Annotated in this window: 1 protein-coding gene; it reads right to left on the bottom strand. The window is 63.3% G+C overall.

Annotated features, from left to right (window positions below; genetic code table 11):
• Positions 1-1,675 (bottom strand): bifunctional aspartate kinase/homoserine dehydrogenase I (gene thrA / locus PK789_RS11625; protein ID WP_324308980.1); only part of this gene is annotated, 1,675 nt, incomplete at both ends.

Here is a 1,675-nt window from a genome sequence, read left to right as displayed (position 1 = left end):
CGGCGGTGACCTCTGGCCCGGCGCCCGGGCCTTGCACCACCAGCGGGTTGTCGCAATAGCGGCGGGTGGTGAAGGACACGCAGTTGTCGGTCAGACGCAGATGGGCAAAGGCGTGGCTGGCGGGCAACTCGCGCAGTGCCACCGACGCCTTGCCGTCTTGCTCGAGTTTGGCCACATAGCGCAGCACGCAGCCATTGGCGCGGGCCTGGGCCAGTGCGACTTGCATTGGCGCGTCCAATGCGGCCAAGCCGGCCATAAAGGCATCGCGGTTGGCGCTGCGCAAACTTTCGGGCACCAGACTTTGTACGCTGACCTCTTCCAGTGACAGCGGCATGCCCGATTCACGCGCCAGGATGACCAATTTTCGCGCCACGTCGGTGCCGGATAAATCGTCGCGTGGCTCGGGTTCGGTATAGCCCAGCGCGTGCGCTTCCAGCACCAGTTCCGAAAACGGTTTGCTGCCATCGTATTTGTTGAACAGCCAGGCCAAGGTGCCAGAAAAAATACCTTCGATGGACAGCAGATCATCACCGGTATCCAGCAAATCGCGCAGGGTAGAAATCACCGGCAAGCCCGCCCCCACTGTGGCTTCGTAACGAAAGCGCGCGCCGCTGTGTGCGCAGGCATTGCGAATGGCTTGATAGCGCGGCAACGGCCCGGCCCCGGCCTGTTTGTTGGGGGTGATGACGTGGATGCCAGCCGCCAACCATTCTGGGTAGTGCGCGGCCACGTTGTCGCTGGCGCTGCAATCGATGATGACCGCATGCGGCAAATGGGTGTCCAAAAGATGTGTGGTGAGATGGTCGATATTGGCTTCCGACGGCGGGGTTTGCATCCGCGCATGCCAGTCGGTGGCGTCGCCGTGTTCGCATAGCCAGAGCTTGGAGCGCGAGGCCAAGGCACGCAGACGCAGGTCGATATTGTGCTGAGTGCGCAGGCGCGGTAGCGCGGTTTGCAGTTGATCCAGCAGGGCGCTGCCCACTTTACCGGGGCCGATGACCGCCAGCGCAATGGTTTGTGGTGATAGCCAAAACGCGGCATGCACGGCGCGCAGCGCGCGCGCGGCATCGCTGGAATCAATCGCTACCGAAATATTGCGCTCGGATGCGCCCTGCGCAATGGCACGGATATTCACGCGGGCACGCGCCAATGCATCAAACATGCGTGCGGCCACACCCGGTGTGCCGGCCATGCCATCGCCCACCGCCGCCAGCACGCTGATGCCGGTTTGCAGGGTGACGCCTTGCACCTGCGCGCCGGCCAGTTCCCGCGCAAAGGCGTCGTGCAGGGCATCGCGGGCAGCGTTGGCTTCGCGTTCGTGGATGACGCAACAGATCGAATGTTCCGAGCTGCCTTGCGAAATCATCACCACCGAAATATGCGCCGCATGCAGCGCGGCAAACACCCGCTCGGCGGTGCCGGGCACGCCAATCAATCCCGCGCCTTCCAAACAGACCAAGGCCAATTGATTGCCCAGGGTCAGCCCTTTTACCGGGCCGGCGGCATGGCGATCGCCATCGGCATCGATGCGGGTGCCGGCAAACTCCGGGCGGAAGGTGTTGCGCATCAGGATCGGCAGGCCGCGTGCAATCGCCGGGGTCATCGTTTGCGGATGGATGACTTTTGCGCCGAAATACGCCAGCTCGCAGGCTTCGCGATAACTCATCGCGGTCAG

Source organism: Thermomonas sp. (genome assembly GCF_035369645.1).
Classification (GTDB): domain Bacteria; phylum Pseudomonadota; class Gammaproteobacteria; order Xanthomonadales; family Xanthomonadaceae; genus Thermomonas.
Note: the sequence above shows the minus strand (reverse complement) of the source record. Positions and strands in the feature narration are given on the sequence as shown.